The organism is Agrobacterium sp. 10T429 (assembly GCF_056393925.1).
The window spans coordinates 651,681-678,055 of the sequence record NZ_JBFTGV010000002.1; the positions used below are offsets into that span (position 1 = coordinate 651,681).

Sequence of the window (26,375 nt, forward strand, 5' to 3'; positions counted from 1 at the left end):
AACGACGTGGCAATCAATGTGCGATCGTCTGTCCGCCCTCGTCGACACCGTCGACAGTTGCGATAACAGGCGTTTCGATGCTACCGTCCCACTCGATTGGCTCGGGCATGCGAAGCAGCGCGTGCTTGATGACCTCACCCATGCGAGAAACCGGGATGATCTCCATCTCGTTCTTCACATTGTCAGGAATATCCGCCAGGTCCTTGGCGTTTTCTTCCGGGATGAGCACCTTCTTGATGCCGCCGCGAAGCGCCGCAAGCAGCTTTTCCTTCAGGCCGCCGATCGGCAGCACGCGACCACGAAGCGTGATCTCACCCGTCATCGCCACATCCTTGGAGACCGGGATACCGGTCATGATGGAGACGATGGCGGTTGCCATGGCAACACCGGCAGACGGTCCGTCCTTCGGGGTAGCCCCTTCCGGAACGTGAACGTGGATGTCGCTCTTGTCGAAACGCGGCGGTTCGATGCCGAAGTCCACGGCGCGCGAGCGGACATAAGATGCCGCTGCCGAAATGGATTCCTTCATCACTTCCTTGAGGTTGCCGGTGACCGTCATGCGGCCCTTGCCCGGCATCATCACGCCTTCGATGGTGAGTAACTCACCGCCGACTTCCGTCCATGCCAGACCGGTGACGACACCAACCTGATCCTCACGCTCGGCTTCGCCGTGGCGGAACCGCGGAACGCCCAGATAATCCGGGACATTGGCTGCGGTGACTTCCACGGACTTGACCTTGCCCTTGATGATCTCGGTCACGGCCTTTCGGGCAAGCTTCATCAACTCGCGCTCGAAGCTGCGCACGCCCGCCTCGCGGGTGTACTGCTGGATCACGATCATCAGAGCGTCATCGCTGACCGAGAACTCTTCCGGACGCAGGGCATGTTCCTTGATCGCCTTCGGCAGCAGATGACGCTTGGCGATTTCGCGCTTTTCGTCCTCCGTGTAACCGGCGATGCGGATCACCTCCATACGGTCCATCAGGGGACCTGGAATGTTCAGCGTGTTGGCCGTGGTCACGAACATCACGTCGGACAGGTCGTATTCCACTTCAAGATAGTGGTCCATGAAGGTGGAGTTCTGTTCCGGATCGAGCACCTCCAGCAGTGCGGAAGACGGATCGCCACGGAAATCCATGCCCATCTTGTCGATCTCGTCGAGCAGGAAGAGCGGATTGGACTTCTTGGCCTTCTTCATCGACTGAACGATCTTGCCCGGCATGGAGCCGATATAGGTACGGCGGTGACCGCGGATTTCCGCCTCATCACGCACACCACCCAGCGCCATACGCACATATTCGCGGCCGGTCGCCTTGGCTATCGACTTGGCGAGCGAAGTCTTGCCGACGCCGGGAGGACCGACGAGGCACAGGATCGGGCCACGGATCTTCGAAGCGCGAGCCTGCACGGCCAGATATTCAACGATGCGTTCCTTGACCTTGTCCAGACCGAAATGATCCTGATCGAGGACCGCCTCGGCGCTGTTGAGATCAACCTTGACCTTCGACTTCTTGCCCCAGGGCAGGCTGAGCAGCCAGTCCAGATAGTTGCGCACGACAGTCGCTTCCGCAGACATCGGGCTCATCTGGCGAAGCTTCTTCATTTCCGCCTCGGCCTTATCCTTGGCCTCCTTGGAAAGCTTGGTCTTGGCAATGCGCTCTTCCAGTTCGGCCATCTCGTCACGGCCATCCTCGCCGTCGCCGAGCTCCTTCTGGATCGCCTTCATCTGTTCGTTCAGATAATATTCGCGCTGCGTCTTCTCCATCTGGCGCTTGACGCGCGAGCGGATACGCTTCTCGACCTGAAGCACGGAAATTTCGCCTTCCATGAAGCCGAGCGCTTTTTCAAGCCGCTGCTTCACGCTGACGGTTTCCAACATTTCCTGCTTTTCGGTGATCTTGATCGACAGGTGCGAAGCAACCGTGTCGGCCAGCTTCGAATAATCGTCGATCTGGCCGGCAGCGCCGACAACCTCGGGCGAAATCTTCTTGTTGAGCTTCACATAGCTCTCGAACTCCGAAACGACGGAACGCGACAGCGCCTCGATCTCAACCGGGTCTTCCGCAGGCTCCTGCAGCGGCGTCGCAGACGCTTCGTAGAAATCCTCGCGGTCGGTATAGGCCTCGATCTGGGCGCGGCCCTTGCCTTCCACAAGCACCTTCACGGTGCCGTCGGGCAGCTTCAGCAGCTGGAGGACGTTAGCGACCGTGCCGACCTTGTGGATGGCTTCCGGGGACGGATCGTCATCGCTGGCGTTGATCTGGGTAACAAGCATGATCTGCTTGTCCGAGCCCATGACCTCTTCGAGAGCGCGAATGGATTTTTCCCGCCCGACGAACAGGGGAACGATCATATGCGGGAAAACGACAATGTCGCGCAGGGGAAGTACCGGATAGATACCGCCGGATGCCGCAGACGTGATGTTCGTCATATCATTTCCTTTCATGGTCCCTTTCAGGACACTTTGCCTGACGTCTTGGGGCGTCCGGCATATTCATTTCTCGAGACTGAAAGTGGAGTTTCGGAACGCCGATTTCAAGTCACCGGAAGAGACGACCCCGCGCAACGGCACGGCCGTAAAATTCAAACAAATACAGCGCCGGCTATTACTCCCGACATTTCCGGTTATCCCACAGGATCAGGAACCGGGTCGCCGACGGTAATTCACATTTCCGTCATATCGCGATGCAAATCAGTTTTAAGACTTTATCAGCAAAGCGCAATCCGCTCCAAACGCAAAATCGGGTTACTCCAAGTTAGCGGCAAGTTTCGCACCTGCCACAACAGAAAAGGCCCGCACGAGTGCGGGCCTTTTGAATTCATCAAAGCGTCGGATCGGTCAATCAAGCCGAAACATTGGCCTTTTCTTCCTGACGATCCGCATAGATGTAGAGCGGGCGAGCAATGCCGCTGACGACATCGTTGGAGATCACCACTTCGCGCACGCCTTCCAGCGTCGGCAGTTCGAACATGGTATCCAGAAGGATTTTTTCCATGATCGAGCGCAGACCGCGGGCACCCGTCTTGCGGGTAATCGCCCGGCGGGCAATCTCGCGCAACGCGTCCTCGTAGAAGGTCAGTTCCACATCCTCCATCTCGAACAGACGCTGATACTGCTTGACCAGCGCGTTCTTCGGCTCGGACAGGATCTGGATCAGCGCATCCTCGTCAAGGTCCTCCAGCGTAGCCAGAACCGGCAGACGGCCGATGAATTCCGGAATAAGACCGAATTTCACCAGATCTTCCGGCTCCAGTTCGCGAAGCACCTCGCCAACGCGGCGATCGTCTTCCGCCTTGACGGTCGCACCGAAGCCAATCGAGGTCTTTTCGCCCCTGGCCGAGATGATCTTGTCCAGGCCGGCAAACGCGCCGCCGCAGATGAACAGGATGTTGGTCGTATCCACCTGCAGGAATTCCTGCTGCGGATGCTTGCGGCCGCCCTGCGGCGGAACGGAAGCGACCGTGCCTTCCATGATCTTCAGAAGCGCCTGCTGAACGCCCTCGCCCGACACGTCACGCGTGATGGACGGGTTGTCCGACTTGCGGGAAATCTTGTCGACTTCATCGATATAGACGATGCCGCGCTGGGCGCGCTCGACATTGTAATCCGCAGCCTGCAACAGCTTCAGGATGATGTTTTCGACGTCCTCGCCGACATAACCGGCTTCGGTCAGCGTTGTTGCGTCCGCCATTGTGAAGGGAACGTCGATGATGCGGGCGAGCGTCTGGGCAAGATAGGTCTTGCCGCAACCCGTCGGACCGACGAGCATGATGTTCGACTTCGCAAGCTCGACATCGCCATTCTTGGAGGCGTGCGCGAGGCGCTTGTAATGGTTGTGAACGGCCACCGACAGGATCTTTTTCGCCTGCTTCTGGCCGATGACGTATTCGTCGAGGATCTTGATGATGTCCTGCGGGGTGGGAACACCCTCGCGCGACTTCACCATCGACGTCTTGTTCTCCTCGCGGATGATGTCCATGCACAATTCGACGCATTCATCGCAGATGAATACCGTCGGTCCGGCAATGAGTTTCCGGACTTCGTGCTGGCTCTTGCCGCAGAATGAACAATAGAGTGTATTCTTAGAGTCGCCGCCGTTGCTGCCGCTGACTTTGCTCATATCACTTTCCTTCCAGCACGCCGCAGGTCCGCCAAACGGATCGCGGTCAACTTACCGCCCGCCGATACGGCCGCCCTTGGGTGCATCGCCGTATCCGCCTCGTTTCCCGGGGTACTAACCGGTATCAGATACATGAGCTGACAACCGGCTGCAACGAATTCCCCATCAAACCAAAGGCCACGTCATAAAAATTCAACACAGCCTTTATATATACTAATATCGCTTTCTGTTGCGGTTGAAAGCCCCGAAATTACTTTGCGGGGTTAAACAACCGTCAAAAAGCGTCGCGCCTTAATTCGCGGCGGCGCCTTCCATTTCCTGGCGCGAGGTGAGGATCTTGTCGATCACACCCCAGTCCTTGGCCTCGTCGGCATCCATGAAGTGGTCGCGATCAAGGGTTTTTTCAACCTCTTCCAGCGTACGGCCGGTGTGCTTCACGTAGACTTCATTAAGGCGACGCTTCATTTTGATGATGTCGCGGGCGTGACGCTCGATATCCGAAGCCTGCCCCTGGAAGCCGCCGGAGGGCTGATGCACCATGATGCGGGCGTTCGGAGTTGCGAAACGCATTCCCTTTTCGCCAGCAGCCAGAAGCAGCGAGCCCATGGATGCGGCCTGGCCGACGCAAAGCGTCGAAACGGCAGGACGGATGAACTGCATCGTATCGTAGATCGCCATGCCGGCGGTCACGACGCCACCCGGCGAATTGATGTAGAGCGCGATTTCCTTCTTCGGGTTTTCAGCCTCGAGGAAAAGCAGCTGCGCGCAGACGAGCGAGGCCATCTGGTCTTCCACCGGTCCGGTGAGGAAAATGATGCGTTCCTTGAGAAGACGGGAAAATATGTCATAGGAGCGTTCGCCGCGATTGGTCTGCTCTACGACCATCGGCACCAGAGCCATGGCGGTATCAACTGGATTTTTCATGTCCGTCCTTTGTCAAACTCTGCCCTTCGCGGAAAACCGCTCCGGAATCACTTCTAACCTTCGTTCTCCCTACATAGAGTGTCCCTGCCCGGTACTTCAAGACACGAAGCCGCATATCCTTAACGGCTCAACAGCGTTTACGGGCGTTTTCCACCCGCGGGGTAACGGCTATGGACAAGCCGATGCCAACCGGACCATTCTCTGTCGCCCGCATTATTTTTTAACAGGAGCAAACCGCAAACGCAAAAACCGGTGTGTTGCCCAGATATAACTTCTCACTGGCAAGAACTCGTTAGGTATTTGCGGCTGATACTACGACCGCGAATTTCCGGTTTCCCGTAAGGGGGCGGGAGCCTCTTTTGAGGCGAAATGGCATCTCCACCAATTCGGCGGGCATTGCGCACATCGTGCAGCGAACCGCTTTTACGGCATGATAGCGCAGATAGGATTTTGCAATGCTGGATGCAAAGACGGGCATGCTGCTTTGGGCGTCGGAAACGCTGACCCTTGCCCTGCTGCTGGGAACCCTGTGGCTGCACCGCCCTGCCCGCCGGCACAATATCTATTTCGCCGCCGGTTTTGCCGCAACGAGCGCCGGCACGGTGATGGTGGCGCTGCGCGGCGATATTCCCAACTTCCTGTCGATCGAAGTCGGCAATACGCTTGCCCTTTCGGCCTTCAGTTTCTGGCTCGCCGGTCTCCTGTCCTTCGAACAGCGCAAGACCGCCGGCTGGATCGCCATTCCGCCGCTGTTATGGGTGGCGGGCATGCTGATCGGCCCCGTACGCGAAAACATGGTCCCGCGCATCCTCCTCTATCACATCTGTGCCGCCACCGGTTATTTCATGCTGGCCGGCATTCTTCTGGCCAGCAAGGCACGCGCGTCATTCAGCCGCAAGGTGCTGGCGGCCACCTTCATCGTGCAGGCATTTTGCGGGGCGCTCGTGGCGTCCATCGTCATTCCCGTCAACGCCGCCGCCCCCAACGCCATTCCGCTGACGGCAGCGCTCGCCTTTTCAGGCATTCTCGGCTTTACCATCATCGTCATGATGAGTGCCAAGATCATCATGGAAGACACGGAAACCCGCCTGCACCGGCTGGCCATGACCGACCACCTGACCGGCGTCCTCAACCGGCGAGGGCTGCTTGAAGAGTTCGAACACATCAAGAAAAGGTCGCCCGGCTCCAGCCGTTACGTGGCGCTGGCGCTGTTCGACATCGACCATTTCAAGAAGATCAACGACAAATACGGCCATCAGTCGGGAGACGCGGTGCTTGTGCATTTTTGCAATATGGCGCAGCGGGTCATCGGTGAGCGCGGCCTGTTCGTCAGGATGGGCGGAGAAGAATTCGCGCTCGTCGCCGAAGTGGAAAGCCCCTCCAGCACCGTGACGCTTGCGGAAGCCATCCGCAGCAACCTGCGCCTTTCGAAGATCAGCGCACGCGGCGAAAACATCGAGGTCACGACCAGCGTCGGCATATCCGAAGCCATGATCAAGGATGCGGACCTGAGCGTGATGATGACGGAGGCCGACCGCGCGCTTTACGCGGCCAAGAAGGCCGGCCGCAACCGCACCGTGATCCACCTCAATTCAGCCAATGTTGTCGTCCCCTCCCCGGACCGGAACGAAAACCCGATGGACAACAATGCCAACCGGCAGGTTGCGGCGCTGAACCGGATAGCGGCCATMGCCAACCGGTGACAAAGTAACCACACAGTGACATGCGGATAAACACACGGAACGGTATTTTCACGCCCTTCCCAAAGTGCGGCGCGCGGAATAAACCATGGACATGACAGCGACATTTCCCTTTCTCAAAATCGATCCCGCCACGCGTCGTGTTTCACTCGATGCCCGCAATCCGGCTTTCTACAACGATCCGAACCCGGTCTATGCTGCCCTGCATGCCCAATGTCCCACTTTCTATTGGGAAGAGCAGCGGCAGTGGTTTTTCACCGAATACGACCATGTCAGCGCCCTCCTGCGCGACCGCCGGTTCGGACGGCAGATCCTGCATGTTGCGAGCCGCGAGGAGATCGGTCTGGCAGAGCCGCTCGAGCATGTGAAGCATTTCGACGCCGCAGAGCAGCACTCGCTTCTGGAGCTGGAGCCGCCGGAGCACACACGGCTGCGCACCCTCATCAACCGCGCCTTCGTGTCGCGGCATGTCGACAAGATGAAGCCGGAAATCGAGGAACTCGCCAACCGGCTGATCGACGCCTTTGAGGGAAACGGCAAGACGGAGCTGCTTTCCTCCTATGCCGACATCATCCCCGTCACGATGATCGCGCGCATGATCGGCATTCCCGAGGAAATGGGGCCGCAGCTTCTGAAATGGTCACATGCCTATGTCGGCATGTACATGTTCAAGCGCACGCCCGAGGACGAGCTTCTGGCCGACAGGGCAGCACATGAGTTTTCAGACTATGTGCGCAGTGTGATCGCGGAGCGCCGGGCGGAGCCGAAAGACGATCTGCTGAGCCACATGATCCATACGGAGCACAAGGGCCAGTATCTGACCGACGACGAGCTGATCTCGACTACCATTGTTCTGTTGAACGCCGGGCACGAGGCGACAGTGCACCAGATCGGCAATTCCGTGCGCATCATTCTGGAAAGCGGCATCTCGCCCGACACACTTTTCCACGACGAGACGGCAACCGAACGCACGGTGGAAGAAACGCTGCGTATCTGCGCGCCCGTCCATATTTTCCAGCGCTGGGTTCTGGAGCCGGTCGAGATCGACGGCGTGGAATTCAAACGCGGCGATAAGGTCAGCCTCATTCTGGCGGCCGCCAATCTCGATCCGGCCAAGTTTTCCGATCCCCTGGCATTCAGGCCGGACCGAAACGAAGGCGCCAACGTCTCCTTCGGCGCCGGCATCCATTTCTGCATTGGCGCGCCGCTGGCAAGGCTGGAGCTGAACCTAGCCTTGCCTCTGCTTTTCAAGCGACTGCCGGGCCTGAAGATTGCCGAGCCACCCAAGGTCAAGGACGTCTATCACTTCCATGGTCTGGAACGGCTCGATCTCAGCTGGTGACAGCCACGCCGGGAACAACCTTTATCCCGGCGATGGACCAATAGAAATCATCCGGCCCCTACAACCGGATGACATAATCCTTGCGGGTCGTTTCGATGACCTCCCAGGTTCCCTTGAAGCCCGGCCGCAGGACCAGCCTGTCGCCCGGTTTCAGATCGCGCGGGGATCCGCCATCCTCCGTCAGGATCGAGTGACCCTCGAGGATGTTGAAATATTCCCATTCGTCATAGACCACCCGCCATTTGCCGGGTGTCGACTGCCAGATGCCGGCATAGATGCCACCGGGCGCTTCCTCCAGATTCCACGTGGTGAATTTGGGGTCGCCGGAAATCAGCCTTTCCGGTGCGGGTGCACTGTGCTCCACGTCCGCCTCGACATCACCGGCCGTAGCGGTTCGTGTATCTTCGAATGCGAGAAAATTCGTCATGACGACCCCGGTCTCTCAGAGCTTCGCAAGCGATTGTTCGAGATCGGCGATGATGTCCTTGACATCCTCGATGCCGATCGAGAGGCGCACCACATCCGGTCCGGCACCCGCCGCCGTCTGCTGTTCCGGTGTCAGCTGCGCATGTGTCGTGGAAGCCGGGTGGATGACGAGAGAGCGTGTATCGCCGATATTGGCGAGATGGGAGAAGAGTTGCAGACCTTCCACCAGCGCCTTGCCGGCGGCATAACCGCCCTTGATGCCGAAGGTGAAGACGGAACCAGCGCCCTTTGGCGAATAATGCTGCTGGATTGCGTAGTTGTCGCTGTCCTCCAGCCCGGCATAATGCACCCAGCCGACCTTCGGGTGCGCCTTCAGCCATTTGGCGACGGCCAGGGCATTGTCGGAGTGGCGCTGAACGCGCAGCGGCAGGGTCTCTATGCCTGTGAGGATGAGGAAGGCGTTGAAGGGCGAGATCGCAGGGCCGAGATCGCGTAAGCCAAGAACGCGGCAGGCAATCGCGAAGGCGAAATTGCCGAAGGTCTGGTGCAGCACGACGCCGGAATATTCTGGCCGGGGCTGCGACAGCGACGGATATTTATCCGTGGCCGACCAGTCGAAAGTGCCGCCATCGACGATGATGCCACCCATGGAATTGCCATGGCCGCCGAGGAATTTCGTCAACGAATGCAATACGATATCCGCGCCATGTTCCAGCGGCCGCAACAGATAGGGGCTTGCCATGGTGTTATCGACGATGAGCGGCAGGCCGTGACGATGAGCGACATCGGCAATCGCGGCGATATCCACGAATGTGCCGCCCGGGTTGGCGAGGCTTTCGATGAAGATGGCGCGTGTGCGGTCGTCGATCTGCCGTTCGAAACTGGCCGGATCAGCCGCATCGGCCCAGCGCACCTGCCAGTCGAAACCCTTGAAGGCGTGGCCGAACTGATTGATGGAGCCGCCATAAAGCTGGCGTGCCGCGACGAAATTGTCGCCGTGTTGCAGCAATGTGTGGAAGACCAGCAATTGAGCGGCGTGACCGGATGCAACGGCAAGTGCCGCCGTGCCGCCTTCAAGCGCTGCGACACGCTCCTCCAGAACCGCCTGGGTTGGGTTCATGATGCGCGTGTAAATATTGCCGAACTCTTTTAATCCGAACAGCGCGGCTGCGTGATCGGCGTCACGGAAGGCATAGGCCGTTGTCTGGTAGATCGGCGTCGCGCGCGCACCGGTGGTCGGATCGGGCTGTGCGCCCGCGTGCACGGCCAACGTTGAGAACCCGGGATTGCTGCTCGGCATGATGTTTCCTCCAATGATATTTTGGAGGGATCATAATGCCTTGCCGCCAAATGATAAGTCCAATCCGTACCAACTATCGCACAATATTGAGACGCGGATATTCAATTGCGGGGCAACGGTCCATCACCACGTTCATGCCGTAGGCCTCGGCCTTGGCCGCCGCATTGTCGTCTCTGACCGACAGCTGGCCCCAGATCACCGATGGCCGCTGCGGCAGCAATATCGCCTCTTCGACAATTGCCGACAAATATTCCGGCGCCCGGAACACATCGACCATATCAACGGGTTCGGGAATGTCGGCAAGCCGCGCATACACCTTCTGCCCCAATATCTCCTTGCCCGCCTGACCAGGATTGACCGGAAACACGCGGTAACCCTTGGACAGCAGAAAGCGCATGACGCCGTGGCTCGGCCGATCCGGATTGGGAGAGGCGCCAAGCAGGGCGATGGTCCTGACATCCGTCAGAATTTTTCTGAGGTAATCCGGTTCATAGGTATCATGCTGCATGTCAACTTTTCCCTCTGCCATATCGCGCGGTTCAAGGACCTCATGCGCTGGCTCGACGCTCAGCGGCCCAGCGAGAATTGCCTCTCCCGCATAAATCCGCGGACGAGCTTTTCGCACCGCTTTTTTGCGGCCGCTTTCCTAAATCTAGGAACCCTCATCCTTCTCTTGAACCCCCGCCCGAATGAAAATATTGAACAAGCCGGACTCGTGGTGTCACGAAAGTACACCTAGTTTGCGCAAAATGATTTCACAAAAACACCTTAAGCGGCGTTGTGCTGAGTATTTTTATCCAGTTTTTCAAAAGCATACATTTCGATGAATATTTGCTGAAACAACATTTGCGTGCATCTTATGCGCCCTTCGTCTCCTGTTTGTTTTCATTCCGTTCACCGATGCATTAGGCGTATCTAATTTTCAGAAAGTTATTCTGTAAATCAAGTTATAGGTAAAACTGTAACGTTGTAGCGAGCCATTCAGTAATGAATTGAAACTTCTTTTCATTTTGAGCCTGCATGTGCTCGCTTGATTGATACAGTTTTATCTTCTGGATATGGGCAATTTTGAGCAGGAATAATCGCCGCAATCGGTCGCATTTTTGCGAAAAACACGTTCCACAGCAAAACCATAAGCTGTGCATCCGGCATCGGCGCGTATGTCCTGCTGATGAAATCGTGAGCACGGCCGCATATCGCCTCTCGCACAGTTACCCACTCCATCCCGCAACACGCACAAACCCGAAACTTGACACGCGTCATAATCCGCAAAGAAGCAACCGCTTACGACAGGAGGATTTGCGTCTCCCACAGCCACCACGGAAAATGGATTCCGGTTTTCAAGCCGATGCTGTAGGTTGCCTAGAATAGCCCATGAGCGAGTCTTTATCGTGACATTTGACATTCTAATTCTGGTGCTTCTGGGCGCGATATTGCATGCCGGATGGAATGCGCTGGTAAAATCCGGATCCGACAAGTCGCTGGACGCCTCGCTGATCGCGGCGGGCGCCGCAGCTTGTTCTTTACCCTTCCTGCCCTTCCTGCCGTTTCCCGCGCCGGTGGCCATTCCCTTTCTCATCGCCTCGGCCGTTCTGCAATTTGCCTATTTCCGCCTAGTCGCCGCCGCCTATACGATCGGCGATATCGGCCTCGTCTATCCCGTCATGCGTGGCGTGGCGCCGCTGATCGTCGCAGCGACGAGCAGCCTTTTCCTCGGCGAGATTTTAAGCCCGCTTGCGCTTGCCGGGATTGCCATCATTTCCGGCGGCATCCTGACGCTTGCCTTCGAGGCGCGGCGCGGCGGCGGAAAGGCGATCATTGTCGCGCTCATCAACGCCTTCGTGATTGCCTCCTACACCTTCGTTGATGGTGTCGGCGCAAGGCTTTCCGGCAACGCGATTTCCTATACGCTGTGGATGTCGCTTCTGCCGCCTGTGCTGCTTTTCGGTTTTGCCTTTTACCAGCGCGGCGTAAGCGCCGTTACGCACCATGTGCGGCGAAACTGGTGGCGCGGCCTGATCGGCGGCGGCGGCTCCATCCTCTCCTACGGGCTGGCGCTCTACGCCATGACCAAGGCCCCCGTCGCCGTTGTCGCGGCGCTGCGCGAAACCTCAATTCTGTTTGCGCTGGTGATCTCCGTCGTCATCCTCAAAGAACGCGCCAGCGTCTGGCGTTATCTCGCTGGCGGCATCATCGCAGCGGGTGTTCTGGTCATGCGGCTGGGATGAAACAGGTAGATCTATGGGGTAAAATAATACCACATAAATAAAACATTGTTTTTATTGATTTATTTTTACAGTCAGCAAAATCCGTCATATTGACGCTTCATCCAGCACACCGTATAAGCGCGCCAGATCGGATTCTAAAGGGAATATGGTCATTTGCGGTCGCCTTCGGGTGACCAAACCAAGCAACAAGAAACGCCCGTATGCTCTTACTTTAAAAGAGGATGACGGGTCCACGTTAGAAAGTGAAATCCATGTCTACTTTCGTTCAGAAGCCTGCTGAGGTGGAGAAGAAGTGGGTCATCATCGACGCCGAAGGCCTCGTTGTTGGTCGCCTCGCCACCATCATTGCAACCCGCCTGCGCGGCAAGCACAAGGCCACCTACACCCCCCACGTCGATGATGGCGACAACGTCATCGTCATCAACGCGGAAAAGATTGCCTTCACCGGCAACAAGTACGCCGACAAGAAGTACTACTGGCACACCGGTCACCCGGGTGGCATCAAGGAGCGTACGGCTCGCCAGATCATCGAAGGTCGCTTCCCGGAGCGCGTCGTTGAAAAGGCCGTCGAGCGCATGATCCCGCGCGGCCCGCTCGGCCGTCGTCAGATGAAGAACCTGCGCGTTTACGCCGGCTCGAACCACCCGCACGAAGCACAGCAGCCCGTCGTTCTCGACGTAGCCGTGCTCAACAAGAAGAACGTAAGGAGCGCCTGATAATGGCCGATCTTTCCTCTCTGAAAGACCTCGCCCCTGCATCGGAAGCTTCTGCTCCCGTGCACGTCCGCAAGGTTGACACTCTCGGCCGCTCCTACGCGACCGGCAAGCGCAAGAACGCCGTTGCCCGCGTATGGGTAAAGCCGGGTTCTGGCAAGATCATCATCAACGGCCGCGATTTCACCACGTATTTCGCACGTCCGGTTCTGCAGATGATCCTTCAGCAGCCGATCGTTGCCGTTGCACGCACGGGCCAGTTCGACATCATCGCTACCGTTGCCGGTGGTGGTCTGTCCGGTCAGGCCGGTGCCGTTCGCCACGGTCTGTCCAAGGCCCTCACCTACTTCGAACCGGGCCTGCGCGCCGTTCTGAAGAAGGGTGGCTTCCTGACCCGCGACAGCCGCGTTGTCGAACGTAAGAAGTACGGTAAGGCCAAGGCCCGCCGTTCGTTCCAGTTCTCCAAGCGCTAATCGCTTCTCGGAACCGTTCGTTCAAAACTTCGAAAAGGCGGGGCTTCGGCTCCGCCTTTTTTCATTGCCATCCTCCTTGTTTTTTCGGCGAGAAGACAGCACCCTCAGCGTAAACCGCAATGGGGTGATCAATGCCATCAAAAACCATCGACCATGCCTTCACCGCAGCAACGCTGACATCGGCTGCGACCGACCCGACCCATGCGGGCGTCCTCTCCTTCATGCGGCGCAAATATACCAAGATCCTCAAGGGCGTATCGACGGCCGTCTGGGGTGTCCCCTTCGATGCAGCGACATCCAACAGGCCGGGTGCACGCTTCGGGCCGCAGGCGATCCGCCGCGCCTCCGCGATTTTCGACAACGACCCGCAATATCCCTTCGCCCGCGATCTTTTCGCCCATATGCCGACCATCGATTATGGCGACTGCCTGCTCGACTACGGCAATCACTGGAAAACGCCTGATACAATCGAAAAGGAAGCGCGTAAGATCATCTCCAAGACGGATTATCTGCTGACGCTTGGCGGCGACCATTTCATCACCTGGCCGCTGCTGAAGGCGCATGTGGCAAAGCACGGCCCGCTGGCGCTGGTGCATTTCGATGCGCATCAGGATACCTGGTTCGACGACGGCAAACGCATTGACCATGGTTCCTTCGTGGCACGCGCCGTGCGCGATGGTCTGATCGATGCCGATCGTTCCATCCAGATCGGCATTCGCACCCATGCGCCTGAGGATTTCGGCATCCGCATTCTCCACGGTTACGAGGTGGAGGAGATGCGGGCGAGCGACATCGCCTCGCTGATCATCAAGCACACGGCAGGGATGCCCACTTATCTGACCTTCGATATCGATTGCCTCGATCCAGCCTTCGCTCCCGGAACCGGTACGCCCGTGGCCGGTGGGCCGACAAGCGCCAAGATATTGTCCGTCCTTCGCGGACTCGGCCAGCTCGATATTCGCGGCTCCGACGTGGTGGAGGTCGCGCCCGCTTACGACCATGCTGATATCACTGCCATTGCCGGAGCGACCGTTGCAATGTATATGCTTGGCCTGCGCGCCGAACGGCTGGCGAAGGCCGGCTGAACCGACGCCCGGGCGCTTAGCAAACTGAATCCGATTACCCTCGCAACCCTCTGAAAAGTCAGGACAAGGACATGACAGCGAAGATCTTCATCGATGGCGAACACGGCACAACGGGTCTGCAGATCCGCACGCGCCTTGCTGGTCGCCGCGATATCGAGTTGCTGTCCATTCCCGAAGCCGAGCGCCGCAACGCCGCTATCCGCGAGGACATGCTCAACAACGCCGACATTTCGATTCTCTGCCTGCCGGATGATGCTTCCAGAGAAGCTGTCACCATGGTGGCAGGCAACAACAATGTCCGCATCATCGACACCTCGACCGCCTATCGTATTCACAAGGACTGGGCTTACGGTTTTGCCGAAATGGACAAGGAACAGGGCGAAAAGGTTCGTTCCGCCCGCTTCGTCGCCAATCCGGGCTGCTACCCGACCGGCGCGATCGGCCTTCTGCGTCCGTTGCGCGCCGCCGGCATTCTGCCCGATGGTTATCCCGTCAGCGTCAACGCCGTGTCCGGATATACCGGCGGCGGCAAGCAGATGATCGCGCAGATGGAAGATCAGAGCAGGGACGATGCGATCAGTGCCAACAACTTCCTCTATGGCCTGACGCTTGCACACAAGCACGTGCCGGAAATGACCATTCACGGCCAGCTGGACCGCGCGCCGCTGTTTGCACCCTCCGTCGGGCGCTTCCCGCAGGGCATGATCGTGCAGGTTCCGCTGTTTGCCGCCGACCTCAAGGAAGGCACGACCATCGAGACCGTGCATGCCGCGCTCACCGCCCATTATGCCGGACAGGACATCGTCAGCGTCGTTCCGCTTGCCGAAAGCAAGGGGCTGTCCCGCATCGATGCCGAGGAATTGGCGGGCAAGGACACGATGAAGCTGTTCGTCTTCGGCACGCCGGGCGGCGAACACATTAATCTCGTCGCGCTGCTCGACAATCTCGGCAAGGGCGCATCGGGTGCGGCTGTCCAGAACATGGAGCTGATGCTCTCGGCATGAGGCTTTCTGCGTGAACCGAGCTATCCCCTTTTTTCCGGCCTCGTGGAATATCGAGGCCGCAAAACAGATTGCCGATACGCCGGCCGGGGTGGTTTACGAAGTCAGACTTGGCAATGGTTCCCTTGCCATCGCCAAGGTACTTAAACACAAGGTTCTGAAAGACAGCCTTCGCGGGGCGGATTTCATCGAATGGCGGGCAGGTGTCGGCTGCGTGAAGCTGCTCGATCGCTCCGACGACATATTGCTCATGGAACATGCCGGCAATGAGACATTGCGCGACGTGCTTTTTCGCGACGGCGACGATGATGCCACGACCGCAATCGCCGCCGATGTTCTCCTTCACTATCACCAGCCTTCAACGCAGACGCCACCAGCAAGCCTGCTGACGCTGCCGCAATATTTCGAAAGTCTGTTCCGTAAAGCCGAGCACGATCGCAGCGAAGGCACCGACAGCCCCTACATCGAAGCCGCTTCGCTTGCCGAGGAGCTTATCGGGCACCAAAGCAATATTCGACCGCTGCACGGCGATCTGCATCACGAAAACATCATGCGCAGTGCGCGTGGCTGGATCATCATCGACCCGGCAGGCCTGATCGGCGATGCAGCACTCGACGTCGCCAACATGTTCTCCAATCCGCTCGACCGCTTCGATCTGACACGCAGCGAGGCACGCATCGCCTCCATGGCGTCGACTTTTGCGAAAGCGCTCAAACGGAACGAACGGGTGCTTCTGCAATATGCGTTCGCCTACGGCTGCCTTTCGGCGGCATGGCACGAGGAAGATGGCAACACGCGCGAACGCGACGACGAACTGGCCGTCGCGACAACCATCAAGTCTGTCCTGAAGCAATTTTAATGGTTTTCAGTCCCTGATCTCAACCGCGACAGGTGCCGGGTATTCGCCGAGGAAGCCTCGCCAATGGGCGACTGCAAAACCAAGCACCAGCAGCGCCATGCCCTGATGGGCGAGCGCCACATGAATGTCCACATGCATCAGAAGCGTGGTGATGCCGAGCGCCGCCTGAATGGAGATCAACACGAAGAACAGTACGGCGCGGCGGGCATGCGGCGTGCCGGGCAAGGCGCGAGCCAAGGACACCATATGCCACAGCGTGGCGGCAAACAGCGTATAGGCGCCGAGGCGGTGGACGAACTGCACCGTCTTCGGGTTTTCGAACAAGTTGATCCACCAGGGCTGTTGCAGGAAAAGATCGCCGGGCACCAGGGAGCCGTCCATCAGCGGCCACGTGTTGTAGGACAGGCCGGCATTCAGCCCCGCCACCAGCGCGCCGAGATAAATCTGGAACAGACAGAGGAAGGTCAGCAGCGCGGCAAAACGGCGGCCGGTCGTTTCATTGGCAGCATCGGGCGAATGGTGCGACAGGCCGCGCAATATCCACATGCAGCCCGCAAAGATGAGGCACGCGATCGTCAGATGCGTTGCCAGGCGATATTGCGAGACATCTGTACGGTTGACGAGGCCGGAAGACACCATCCACCAGCCGACGAAGCCCTGAAAGCCGCCAAGCCCCAGAAGGCCGATGAGCGGCAGGCGCAAGCGCCTTTCGATGCGGCCGGTCAGCCAGAAGAAGGCGAGCGGCAGGGCGAAGATGAGACCGATGGCGCGGGCAAGCAGTCGATGCGCCCACTCCCACCAGAAGATCGTCTTGAACTCATCGAGCGACATGCCCCGGTTGATTTCCTGATATTGGGGAATACGCTTGTAGAGCTGGAATTCCTCTTCCCATTCGGCAACGGAAAGCGGCGGAATGGCGCCGTGGATGGGCTTCCATTCGGTAATTGACAGGCCAGACTCGGTCAGCCGCGTGGCGCCGCCGACAAGCACGAGACAGAACAGAGTGAAGAGGACGACGCGCAGCCAGATGCGCAGCAGGCGGCGATCCTTCTCCTGTTTCTGCAGGGCAGCCTCCACCACCATTTCCGCAGAACCATTTGCCATCGTCATGCCGCTCGAATGCATCTTTGAGGTCTCCATCATACAGTCATGTTGATTAGCCCCAACCGGCACAACAAAACAAGGCCTCAGGGTTTGCGGCATCCGGTCGCGGCGGTATAGTTTCGCCAGACACTAGATCGTCCTGTCTCTGCTTCGAATCACCAATACGATCTAGATTTTTTGTTTTACGCATGTCTTTTCCCCAAAACCGATGACACTTTTGGGATACATGCTCGGTTACGGAAGATTTCATGCACCCTCGCCTCAGATCGCTCATCGGCACCATCGTCATCATCTGCCTCGTCGTCATCTACGCCGTAGCGGCGACAGCCATCGCGTCGGCGACGCTGGCGCAATCTCCATGGTGGGTGCATCTTGCCTACTTCGTGCTGAGTGGGCTTTTGTGGATACTGCCCGCCATGCTGGTCATCAAATGGATGGCCGGCTCCAAAAAACAGGAATAGGCACCTGCCTTCTACGGGACATCCAGAGGTCGCAATTTTATAAACCTCTTGTTTGCCGCTCAACGATATAGTCTCACCGAAACAACCGGAGAGCGTGGATGGCGGCTGAAGCGCCGGTCATAGTCAGCGAGGGTGAAGGACCAGCCGCCGTGCAAAACGAGCGGCGGGGCGCCGATCGCCTGGCTATCGATCTCGTCGACGATGCCTCCACTATCCGCGCCGACTGGGAACAGCTGGAGAGCGACCCGCTCAATTCGCTGCATCAGGGTTACGGCTGGTGCTCCATCTGGGGGCAAACGCAGGACAGACCCCTCCTCATCATTCGCGGCAGGCAAAGCGGAAAGACCGTGTTCCTGCTGCCGCTCGAAATCGTTCTGGAAGGCGGCATCCGCAAAGCACGTTTTCCCGGCGGCCGTTTCAACAATATCAATACCGGGCTTTTCGACCGGTCCTTCGCCGAAGCAGCCAGCCACAAAACGGCGGCAGCCATTGCCCGCGAAGCGCGAAAGCTGCTGCGTGGCCAGGCGGATATTCTGGCCCTGCAGAACATACCGCTGATCTGGCGTGGCAGGACCAACCCGCTCTCGCATCTGGCATCCGTCGAAAACCAGAACCCGGCCTTCCAGATTCCCTTACTGGCAAATTTTGAGAGCACGCTTCGGCAGATCAACGCCAAGAGGCGCCGGAAGAAATTCCGCATCCAGAGCCGGAGAGCCGAGGAAATGGGTGGTTACAGCCATGTGATCGCCCGTTCGCCACGGGAAAAGTGCGAATTATTGCAGACGTTTTTCCGACAGAAGGCAGCCCGGTTCGCATCGCAGGGCATTCCGGATGTTTTTCGCGATCAATCGGTAAAAGACTTTTTCTATGACCTCGCAAATTTTCCGGAGATCGGCACAGACAGTCTTCTGGAACTCCACGCCATTCGTCTGCATGGTCAAAATGAAGGTTTCATCGCTGCCATATCCGGCCTTTCGCGCAAGCAGGATCACATCATCTGCCAGTTCGGTTCTATCGATGAGACCTTCGCGGAAATCAGCCCCGGTGAGCTGCTGTTCTGGCTGATGATCGAACGGGCTTGCAGTGAAAATGCGGCGATCTTCGATTTCGGCGTCGGTGACCAGCCCTACAAACGCAGCTGGTGTCCGCTTTTCACCGTGCAGCATGATATTTTCCTGCCGGTGACGTTGAAGGGCCGCGCGGCGGCCTCTGCCTATGTTGCCATTGCCCGGACAAAGAGCCTGATCAAATCCAATCCGGCACTCTATGCGTTCATTCAGCGTTTCCGCGCCGGTCGGCCGAGCATGGACGCAACGCCCGCTGCCGACTGACCGGTTATCGGCCACAGCATCTCAGGCGGCGCTCAGACGGTCCGGTTTGCGCATGCCGGTCATCGGCAATGCCTGCTCGTAGCCGTGGGCAACCAGTTCTCCGAGGGTCTTTTCCAGCAATTCGCTATCATTACCGGGAACGGACACGACGATTTCCGCCGGCAGATTGCGCAGCATTTTCTCAAGGCTCGATATCTGAACCGCGCCGCACTCCACGAGAACCGTGTCATAGGCGTCGGAAAGCGCGCTGAGGATCATCGTCAGCCGGTCGATGGCGCGCATGGCCTCACGCGGCTGCGCATTGCCGCGCGGCACGATATGGGCATCGGAAAGCCGGTCGCCGTGAATGGTTTCGCCAAAGGCGGCGGCACCCGCCAAAAGGTCCATGACGCCCGGCAGTCCGGTCTCAGGCGCCATCAGGCGCGTCGGACAGGCCGATGCCGTCATATCGACGAGAACGACCGAACGGCCCATTTCGGACAGGGCGCGCGCCAGCATGACGGTGGTGGTCGAACCACTATCACCAGCTGGAGACACGACCGCTGCGACGGATTTGGCAAGACGGGTGGCGAGGAAAGACGCGACGGCGTCGATCGAGAAATTGTCGGCGTTGTCGATCTCTTCTTCCGCAGCGTCCGCTTTCGCAGCCATGGCGTCTGCAACTGGCAAGGCCGATGTGGCAGCGACAGCCGCGACCGGTATCTGCGCTTCCTGTTCGAGAATGGACTGGCGGGCAGCGGCAGGCATGGAACGAACCGCAGGCGGCGCATCCTCTTGACGTGCGGGGAGCGGTTGTTCCGGCGTATCCGGTGTCTCATCCGTGTCAGCACGCGCTTTGGCGGGTGGTGGCGGATCGGACAGCGGCGGGACATGGGTCTTGCCAACCGGCTTCAACGCCCGCCCGGTGAACAGTTCCACGAGCATGACGACGATGCAGGAGAGAAGGAAGGCCGCCAGCGTGACGACAATGGTGATGGCGCCGGTCTTCGGGAAATAGGGTTCGCGCGGCTCCACTGCCGTTGAAATCACGCGGGCATCGGCGGGCGTGGATTCGGCTGAACCGGCGCGCGACGTCGCCTCGCGATAACGGGCGAGATAGGTTTCAAGAAGCTGGCGCTGGGCCGAGGCCTCGCGCTCCAGGTCGTTGAGGCCAACCTGCTGCTCACCGGCGCGTACACTTTCCGTTTTCAGCACGTTCAACTGCTGAACCAGTTGCCGCTCCCGCAGGCGGGACACATTGGCCTCGTTTTCGAGACTTGCGAGCACCTTGCGGGTCTCTTCCTGAATCTGCCGCTGTATGCCGTCAATTTGGCTGCGCAGCGCCTTGATACGCGGATGGCCTTCCAGCAGCGAGGAAGACAGATCGGAAATCTGGCTGCGCATGGCAGCCTCGCTTTCCTTCAGTCTCTGGATCATCGGCGAGGCGACGACGTCGGGGAAAGTATCGAGTGGGCGGCCGCTCGAAAGCGCGTTGCGCACGCCTTCTGCCCGCGCCTCCGCATTCGCCCGCTCGCCGCGGATACGGCCAAGTTCGGTCGAGATATCGCTGAGTTGCCGGGTGGCGAGCGTTTCGCCCTGCCCTGCCGACAGAATATCGGACGAGGCGCGGTAATCCGCGACCTTCCTGTCCGCATCGCGAACCTTCTCACGCAGACTGGCGATTTCCGGCTCCAGCCAGCGTGCCGCCTCCGTGCTTGTGTCCAGTTTCGCGCCGCTCTGCAGCGCGATGTAGGCCTTCATCATCGCGTTGGGGACTGCTGCCGCAAGCATGGGGTCCTCGGACGAGAACTCGACCGTGATGACGCGCGAGCTTTCGACCTGGTAGACCTGCAACCTCTCCTGGAACGCTTTCAGTATCCGTTCCTCTGGCGGCACCTGCTGCGGATCTTTCTTGACGCCGACAGCAACCAGCAGCTTCGAGACGAGAGAAGGACGCGCCGCCGGGTCAAGCTCCTGCCGCTCATAAAGCTTCATATCTTTCGCGACCTGCTTGATGAGGTCAACAGATTGCAGGATCTGCACCTGGCTGGAGATGGTCAATTCATCGAGCACGGGTTCGGCGGGCGCATTCGACTGCTGCGACGCACCGAAGGAGGCTGCGCGCGATTCGATGAGGACGCGCGCCTCGCCCTTGTAAGCGGGCGACATCATGCTTGCGACAACGAAGGCGGCGCCCCCGGCAAGCAGCGTGATCGCCGCTATCCTGCCCTTGCGCTGCCATATGGCAGCGACGAGCCGCGCGAGATCGATATCCACATCCCTGTCATCAATGCGATCGCCGTTCATACGGGCTCCGTAACCGAGATACACCTCGGGCGCTCAAATATAGAGGCCAATTTTCGCGAAGTTTAAGTCTTTCCGGTAACACAACAGTTAATTGTGACGAAACCCACGAAATAAAGCCGATATTACCGTCCTTGCGACTGGCTGTTTACCGCCCATTAACCCTAACAGAACGATAAGAATGCTCATAGTTCGACTCGGAGCCAGATGAGATGCCGCTCGCCGGATCACGACATGTCACCGCACTGACACTTGCCGTTCTAACGGCCCTTTCCGGTTGCGCGGCATATCAACCTGCGCCCAAGGCGTTTCACGAGGGCGCCCTGCAGCCCTATCATGTAGATAGCGGTGACAGGCTGCGCATCAACGTGTTCGAACAGACCGGGCTGACAAATACCTATACGGTCGATCAGGCTGGTTATGTCGCCTTCCCGCTCGTCGGTCAGGTTCCCGCCCGAGGCAAGACGCTGCCGCAGCTCGAAGCCGCCATTGCCGCCAAGTTGCGTCAGGGTTATCTGCGCGATCCCGATGTGACGATCGAGATCGATCGTTATCGCCCCGTGTTCATCATGGGCGAAGTCGGCCGTCCCGGCCAATATTCCTACGTGCCGGGCATGACGGCGCAGAACGCCATCGCCATCGCCGGCGGCTTCACGCCACGCGCCAATCAGGCCGATGTCGATATCACCCGCAAGATCAATACCGAGGTGATGACCGGCCGGATCGGGATCACCGCACCAATTCTTGCGGGCGATACGGTCTATGTGCGTGAACGCTTCTTCTGAAAAACGGAGCGGCTGACATGGCGGATGACGGTCCTCCCCTGCGCATCATTCACTGTTTCCGCTCTCCCGTCGGTGGCGTGTTCCGCCATGTCCGCGACCTGATCGAAGAACACGTCAAGCAGGGCCACAAGGTCGGCATCGTCTGTGATAGTTCGACCGGCGGCGCGCATGAGGAACGGCTTTTCGCGCAGATCGCCCCGATGCTGGAGCTAGGGTTGACCCGCCTGCCGATCAAGCGGTCGATCAGCCCCGGCGACCTGTGGGCGCTCGTTAAGTCCTACAACCATATCAAAAGTTTGCGGCCGGATATTTTGCATGGGCACAGCGCCAAGGGTGGCGCTCTGGCCCGGCTGATCGGCTCACTGTTGCGGGTGAACAAGTATCGCGTAGCCCGCCTCTATTCGCCGCACGGCGGCAGCCTGCATTACGATCGCAAAAGCCTTAAAGGGCAGTTATTCCTGCGTATCGAGCGGTTTCAGGAGCATTTCACCGACGCCCTGTGTTTCGTTTGCAATTTCGAACAGGAAACCTACGAAACCAAGGTCGGCAAACCACGCACCCGCACGGCGATGATCTATAACGGCGTGCAGGAAAGCGAGTTTGAAACCGTGCCCACCCGCGAAGGGGCCGCGCGCTTTCTCTATATCGGCATGTTGCGTGACCTGAAGGGCCCCGACGTGTTCATCAAGGCATTCGCCAAGATGGAACGCAGCATCGGCCAGCCCATGTCCGGCGTCATTGTGGGCGATGGGCCGGACAGGGACAAATATGCTGATATGATCGCCAAGGCCGGACTTTCGCAGCGGATATCCATGCATGCCGCCATGCCCGCCAGACAGGCATTCGCGCTGGCGACCACAGTGGTGGTTCCCTCACGCGCCGAGGCGATGCCTTACATCGTGCTGGAAGCGCTTGCTGCGGGGAAAACCGTCATCGCCTCGCATGTTGGAGGCATAGCTGAGGTTCTGGGAGAAGACAGCGAGGCGCTCGTTCCGGCTGGAGACGCCGATGCGCTGGCAAAGATAATGGTCAAGGATGCCGAGAGCCCGGACTGGGGGAAACGGGTGATGCCCCGCCCCGACAGCTTCAAGGCGAAATTTTCAACGCCTGTCATGGCCGACGACATGATGAAGCTCTATCGTCACCTGCTTTCGCTCTAGAAACATTTCAAAAACACGATTTTTAATTGTATATTCCGCCGTCCTGTAGAAACTCATCATAAACGTTTCTTAGCATGTTTCGGCTAGTTTCCTGCTCGTAGAGCGCACGTATCCGCACGGATGCGAAAACTGTGCTCTACCACTTTGAAGTTGCGCATCGTTCCCTTCGAAAATCGATTCCGGTTTTCGGGCCGATGGGCTGGAGGGTGCGGACCAAAGCAATGACCAAGGCTGACAAGGGAAGACTTGAATTCGATCTGGCGACGTTGCGCCAGCAAATCTCCGAGCGCGATGCGGGTGAGCCTTCCGCATCGGAAAGCGTTGTTCTCAATCCGCTTGCACGGCAGATCGCCAACCAGCTTCGCGCCGGCAACCATTCGCCAAACATGGTCATCGGCCAATTGCGTCTTCTCGAATTTTCGATGCTGGCGATCATCGCGGCTATCGTCAATGGCATCGCTGCCCGGCAGGGGCTTGAAACCTTTCTTGCGGTTTTCGGCATTGGGGTGCTGGGCGCGGCGGTTTGCGTGTTTCTTTTGCAGGCCGGCGACTGTTACCAGTTGCCGACGCTGCGCGCGCCGCTGAAAATGTTTGCCCGCATTCAGGGCGCCGTCTGCCTGTCCTTCGTCACCGTCGCCGGCATCCTTCTCCTGTTTTTGCCGGAAGCGCTGCATTCCTGGCAGACTTTTGCCATCTGGTACGCCACCGGCGCAATCGCCATTTTCACCGGACGGCTGATCCTCGGCTTCGCCATTCGCCACTGGGGCCGCAACGGCGTGATGGAGCGTCGCGCCGTGATCGTCGGTGGCGGCGATGCCGCCAAGGACCTCATCCGCTCGCTCGAACAGCAAACGGACAATGATATCCGCATCTGCGGCATTTTCGACGACCGGAAAAGCGAGCGTTCACCCGATGTGGTTGCCGGCTACCCCAAGCTCGGCACCTTCGCGGAACTGGTGGAATTCGCCCGCCTGACGAAGCTCGACATGCTGATCATCGCCCTGCCGCTCAGTGCCGAGGCGCGTATCCTCCAGCTCCTGCGCAAGCTGTGGGTGCTACCCGTCGATATCCGTATCGCGGCCCATGCCAACAAATTGCGTTTCCGCCCCCGCGCCTATTCCCATGTCGGCGCAGTGCCGATGCTCGACGTGTTCGACAAGCCGATACGCGACTGGGATTCGGTCGGGAAACGGGTGTTCGACATCGTCTTCAGCATTATCGGCATCGTTCTGTTGTGGCCGGTGATGCTGGGCGCAGCGATTGCCGTCAAGACGACATCCAAAGGCCCGGTGTTCTTCAAGCAGAAGCGTCATGGCTTCAACAATGAAACGATCAATGTCTGGAAGTTCCGTTCCATGTATACGGAACTCAGCGACCCCACGGCGAAAAAGGCCGTCACGAAAAACGATCCGCGTGTCACGCCGGTCGGGCGGTTCCTGCGAAAATCCTCGATGGACGAGCTGCCACAGCTTTTCAACGTTCTTTACGGCGATCTTTCTTTGGTCGGGCCGCGTCCGCACGCCGTGCACGCCCAGACGGGCGACCTGAAATATACCGAGGTGGTGGAGCATTATTTCGCCCGGCACAAGGTCAAGCCCGGTGTTACCGGCTGGGCGCAGATCAATGGCTGGCGTGGTGAGATCGACCACGGCGACAAGATCAAGTTCCGCACCGAATACGATCTCTATTATATCGAGAACTGGTCGCTGCTTCTCGATCTAAAGATCCTGTTTCTGACGCCGATCCGGCTGCTCAAATCGGAAAATGCCTATTGACCCACACCGGTTACCAGCACGCACCGGATTTTGACGCACCGCTTGCCGCCATGCGGCTGGTCGGCGCGTTCTTCATTGCCTTCGGCGTCTTTCTTTCCGGCTTCGTGATTTCCGAACCGGCGCCCTACGAGCTGATGATGGTAGGGCAAGTGGCAATCTGGTTCCTGCTGGGCTTGCGCCTTTCGCGCACCGTCGTCCTGCTTTTGTGCCTGCTGCTTGCCTTCAATGTCGGCGGTTATCTTTCGCTCACCACCATGGCCAATCTTGACGAGGGGCCGCTTTATCTCGCCGTATCGACCTTTCTGGCGCTGACCTCGGTTTTTTATGCTGCCATCATCGAGGACAAGCACCAGCGGCTGCTGCTGATTTTCCGGGCCTGGCTCGCCGCAGCGTTGATTACCTCCCTGCTCGGCATCATCGGATATTTTCACGCCATTCCCGGTTTCGAGGTCTTTACCCTTTACGATCGCGCCAAGGGCGCCTTTCAGGACCCGAACGTCTTCGGTCCCTTCCTGGTGACGCCGTCGCTGTATCTGATTTACGGCCTGCTCTCCGGCAAGGCGATGCATGCGCCATGGCGGATCCTTGGCCTGCTCATTCTGTCTCTTGCCGTGTTCCTGTCGTTTTCACGCGCCGCATGGGGCCTTTTCCTGTTTTCCGCAGTGCTTCTGGTTTTCGTCATGCTGCTGAAAGAGCGTACGGCGGCATTCCGGCTGAAAATCCTCGTTCTGTTTCTCGTCGCCGTGGCATTGATGGTAGCAGCCGTCATCATCGCCCTGCAATTCAAGCAGGTAGCAGACCTGTTCTCCAGCCGCGCCTCGGCGGTGCAATCCTATGATGGTGGCCATCTCGGGCGTTTTGCCCGCCACTATCTCGGTTTCCTGATGGCGATGGAACATCCGCTCGGCATCGGCCCCATGGTGTTCGACGACATCTTTCCCGCCGCGGAACATAATATCTGGCTGAAGAGCCTGACCACGCATGGCTGGTTCGGCTTCGTCATCTATCTCACGCTGATCTGCTGGACCATTGCCGCCTGCTTCAAACTGCTGCTGCGCCAGCGGCCCTGGCAGCCGTTTCTCATCATTTCCTGGGTAACCTTTGTCGGGCATGTGATGATCGGCAACGTCATTGACACCGACCACTGGCGGCATTTCTTCCTGCTGCTCGGCATATTGTGGGGATGCATGGCTCTGGAAAAGCGCGAAAGCCTGCGCCAAAGCAGAAGTGCCACCTAAAGTCCTTACCCTTACGGAACCTTACATTATTTCATGCGTTTAGCCCGCGATCATGATTGTCAAACG

The 26,375-nt window shown here is 58.5% G+C and carries 23 protein-coding genes; 14 read left to right on the plus strand and 9 right to left on the minus strand.

What is annotated here, in order from left to right:
* Nucleotides 1-13: 13 nt before the first annotated feature.
* The 3 genes from lon to clpP form a co-directional block, all read right to left on the minus strand.
* Nucleotides 14-2,431: an endopeptidase La gene (lon, locus tag AC1DCP_RS08185; RefSeq protein WP_003512645.1), complete on the minus strand. Its 2,418-nt coding sequence runs from the start codon at nt 2,429-2,431 to the stop codon at nt 14-16.
* 412 nt (nt 2,432-2,843) lie between these two features.
* Nucleotides 2,844-4,121: an ATP-dependent Clp protease ATP-binding subunit ClpX gene (gene clpX, locus AC1DCP_RS08190; RefSeq protein ID WP_476774214.1), complete on the minus strand. Its 1,278-nt coding sequence runs from the start codon at nt 4,119-4,121 to the stop codon at nt 2,844-2,846.
* A 291-nt stretch (nt 4,122-4,412) separates the two neighbouring features.
* A complete protein-coding gene (gene clpP / locus AC1DCP_RS08195) occupies nt 4,413-5,045 on the minus strand; it encodes an ATP-dependent Clp endopeptidase proteolytic subunit ClpP (RefSeq protein ID WP_003496491.1) in 633 nt (210 codons plus the stop codon).
* A gap of 455 nt (nt 5,046-5,500) precedes the next feature.
* Here clpP and AC1DCP_RS08200 point away from each other — a divergent pair, with 455 nt between their 5' ends.
* Together AC1DCP_RS08200 and AC1DCP_RS08205 are read left to right on the plus strand one after the other, a co-directional pair.
* Nucleotides 5,501-6,748 (plus strand): GGDEF domain-containing protein, encoded by a 1,248-nt coding sequence (locus AC1DCP_RS08200; RefSeq protein WP_476774215.1) that lies wholly within the window; start codon nt 5,501-5,503, stop codon nt 6,746-6,748.
* Between the two features lie 85 nt (nt 6,749-6,833).
* Nucleotides 6,834-8,087 (plus strand): cytochrome P450, encoded by a 1,254-nt coding sequence (locus tag AC1DCP_RS08205; RefSeq protein WP_065688228.1) that lies wholly within the window; start codon nt 6,834-6,836, stop codon nt 8,085-8,087.
* 58 nt (nt 8,088-8,145) lie between these two features.
* Here the strand turns inward: AC1DCP_RS08205 and AC1DCP_RS08210 are convergent, their stop codons facing one another.
* From AC1DCP_RS08210 to AC1DCP_RS08225, 4 genes are all read right to left on the minus strand, one after another.
* Entirely contained in the window at nt 8,146-8,514 is a 369-nt protein-coding gene (locus tag AC1DCP_RS08210; protein WP_025593247.1) for a cupin domain-containing protein, read from the minus strand.
* 15 nt (nt 8,515-8,529) lie between these two features.
* Nucleotides 8,530-9,813, minus strand: coding sequence for an O-acetylhomoserine aminocarboxypropyltransferase (locus tag AC1DCP_RS08215; RefSeq protein WP_035198148.1), 1,284 nt, complete (start codon nt 9,811-9,813; stop codon nt 8,530-8,532).
* Nucleotides 9,814-9,886: 73 nt separating this feature from the next.
* Nucleotides 9,887-10,321 carry a CoA-binding protein gene (locus tag AC1DCP_RS08220; protein WP_025593243.1) on the minus strand — a complete coding sequence of 145 codons (435 nt, stop codon included), beginning with the start codon at nt 10,319-10,321 and terminating at the stop codon, nt 9,887-9,889.
* A 497-nt stretch (nt 10,322-10,818) separates the two neighbouring features.
* Complete coding sequence (locus AC1DCP_RS08225; RefSeq protein ID WP_162163069.1) at nt 10,819-10,965, minus strand: hypothetical protein; 147 nt, start codon at nt 10,963-10,965, stop codon at nt 10,819-10,821.
* A 239-nt stretch (nt 10,966-11,204) separates the two neighbouring features.
* On the opposite strand from AC1DCP_RS08225, the gene AC1DCP_RS08230 reads away from it, so the two are divergent.
* The 6 genes from AC1DCP_RS08230 to AC1DCP_RS08255 all read left to right on the plus strand — a co-directional run bounded on the left by AC1DCP_RS08230 (nt 11,205) and on the right by AC1DCP_RS08255 (nt 16,172).
* Entirely contained in the window at nt 11,205-12,041 is an 837-nt protein-coding gene (locus AC1DCP_RS08230) for an EamA family transporter (RefSeq protein ID WP_065658002.1), read from the plus strand.
* A gap of 251 nt (nt 12,042-12,292) precedes the next feature.
* Nucleotides 12,293-12,757, plus strand: a complete 465-nt coding sequence (rplM, locus tag AC1DCP_RS08235) for a 50S ribosomal protein L13 (RefSeq protein WP_003512633.1) — start codon at nt 12,293-12,295, stop codon at nt 12,755-12,757.
* A gap of 2 nt (nt 12,758-12,759) precedes the next feature.
* Nucleotides 12,760-13,227, plus strand: a complete 468-nt coding sequence (rpsI, locus tag AC1DCP_RS08240; RefSeq protein WP_003512631.1) for a 30S ribosomal protein S9 — start codon at nt 12,760-12,762, stop codon at nt 13,225-13,227.
* 131 nt (nt 13,228-13,358) lie between these two features.
* Nucleotides 13,359-14,312: an agmatinase gene (gene speB / locus AC1DCP_RS08245; protein WP_003512629.1), complete on the plus strand. Its 954-nt coding sequence runs from the start codon at nt 13,359-13,361 to the stop codon at nt 14,310-14,312.
* A gap of 71 nt (nt 14,313-14,383) precedes the next feature.
* Nucleotides 14,384-15,316 carry an N-acetyl-gamma-glutamyl-phosphate reductase gene (gene argC / locus AC1DCP_RS08250; RefSeq protein ID WP_003512621.1) on the plus strand — a complete coding sequence of 311 codons (933 nt, stop codon included), beginning with the start codon at nt 14,384-14,386 and terminating at the stop codon, nt 15,314-15,316.
* 10 nt (nt 15,317-15,326) lie between these two features.
* Entirely contained in the window at nt 15,327-16,172 is an 846-nt protein-coding gene (locus AC1DCP_RS08255) for an aminoglycoside phosphotransferase family protein (protein WP_003512620.1), read from the plus strand.
* A 6-nt stretch (nt 16,173-16,178) separates the two neighbouring features.
* On the opposite strand, the gene AC1DCP_RS08260 is transcribed toward AC1DCP_RS08255, so the two are convergent.
* Nucleotides 16,179-17,297: a COX15/CtaA family protein gene (locus AC1DCP_RS08260; RefSeq protein ID WP_003512619.1), complete on the minus strand. Its 1,119-nt coding sequence runs from the start codon at nt 17,295-17,297 to the stop codon at nt 16,179-16,181.
* A gap of 227 nt (nt 17,298-17,524) precedes the next feature.
* Between AC1DCP_RS08260 and AC1DCP_RS08265 the strand changes: the two genes are divergently transcribed.
* Complete coding sequence (locus AC1DCP_RS08265; RefSeq protein WP_003512618.1) at nt 17,525-17,737, plus strand: DUF2842 domain-containing protein; 213 nt, start codon at nt 17,525-17,527, stop codon at nt 17,735-17,737.
* A gap of 98 nt (nt 17,738-17,835) precedes the next feature.
* Complete coding sequence (uppA, locus tag AC1DCP_RS08270) at nt 17,836-19,068, plus strand: polysaccharide biosynthesis GNAT family N-acetyltransferase UppA (protein WP_003512617.1); 1,233 nt, start codon at nt 17,836-17,838, stop codon at nt 19,066-19,068.
* Nucleotides 19,069-19,089: 21 nt separating this feature from the next.
* Here the strand turns inward: uppA and uppB are convergent, their stop codons facing one another.
* The gene (uppB, locus tag AC1DCP_RS08275) at nt 19,090-21,354 is read right to left on the minus strand and encodes a polysaccharide biosynthesis protein UppB (protein WP_038490704.1); all 2,265 of its coding nucleotides are present in this window, start codon (nt 21,352-21,354) and stop codon (nt 19,090-19,092) included.
* 209 nt (nt 21,355-21,563) lie between these two features.
* Between uppB and uppC the strand changes: the two genes are divergently transcribed.
* From uppC to uppF, 4 genes are all read left to right on the plus strand, one after another.
* A complete protein-coding gene (gene uppC, locus AC1DCP_RS08280) occupies nt 21,564-22,136 on the plus strand; it encodes a polysaccharide export protein UppC (RefSeq protein ID WP_003512614.1) in 573 nt (190 codons plus the stop codon).
* 17 nt (nt 22,137-22,153) lie between these two features.
* Nucleotides 22,154-23,296, plus strand: a complete 1,143-nt coding sequence (gene uppD, locus AC1DCP_RS08285; RefSeq protein ID WP_065688227.1) for a polysaccharide biosynthesis type 4 glycosyltransferase UppD — start codon at nt 22,154-22,156, stop codon at nt 23,294-23,296.
* Nucleotides 23,297-23,517: 221 nt separating this feature from the next.
* Complete coding sequence (uppE, locus tag AC1DCP_RS08290; RefSeq protein ID WP_003512611.1) at nt 23,518-25,071, plus strand: polysaccharide biosynthesis glycosyltransferase UppE; 1,554 nt, start codon at nt 23,518-23,520, stop codon at nt 25,069-25,071.
* Nucleotides 25,068-26,309, plus strand: coding sequence for a polysaccharide biosynthesis O-antigen ligase family protein UppF (gene uppF, locus AC1DCP_RS08295; RefSeq protein WP_065661100.1), 1,242 nt, complete (start codon nt 25,068-25,070; stop codon nt 26,307-26,309). The genes uppE and uppF overlap by 4 nt, the downstream gene beginning before the upstream one ends.
* The last annotated feature ends 66 nt before the right edge of the window (nt 26,310-26,375 follow it).